The following is a 410-nucleotide window of genomic DNA, read 5'->3' as shown; positions in this document are numbered from 1 at the left end:
CCTCAATATGAAGTGATGATTAATGGGATGTTGCAAAAAGAGAGGCTGCTTGATATCATTGAAAACTTCTTATTGTTTCAAGAGTCAAAGGAAGAAGACTTTGACCCAAATGGCAACAAGATAGGAGATAAGAAGACTGTCATCAAAATACTGGCTGCCTATCATCAGTACTTTGCTGTGAAAAAGGCAGTTGAGAAAACAAAAGTTGCTGTTAGTGAAGAGGGAGATAGAAAAATCGGGGTCATTTGGCATACTCAAGGATCAGGGAAGAGTTTTTCTATGGTTTATTACGCTGCACAATTGGTTAAGGAACTTAATAATCCAACGATTGTGGTGCTAACAGATAGAAATGACTTAGATGACCAGCTTTTTAGTACATTCTCAAAATCAAAAGATATTTTAAGGCAGAC

The 410-nt window shown here is 36.8% G+C and carries 1 protein-coding gene; it reads left to right on the top strand.

Annotated elements, in window-relative coordinates; all coding sequences use genetic code 11:
* On the top strand, nucleotides 1-410 hold a 410-nt coding region (locus RCF13_RS01535; RefSeq protein ID WP_308140760.1), incomplete at both ends, for a DEAD/DEAH box helicase family protein.

Origin of the sequence: Stenotrophomonas maltophilia group sp. RNC7 (assembly GCF_030910085.1) — a bacterium.
Lineage (GTDB): Bacteria > Pseudomonadota > Gammaproteobacteria > Xanthomonadales > Xanthomonadaceae > Stenotrophomonas > Stenotrophomonas sepilia.
This window is presented reverse-complemented; position numbering and strand designations above follow the sequence as displayed.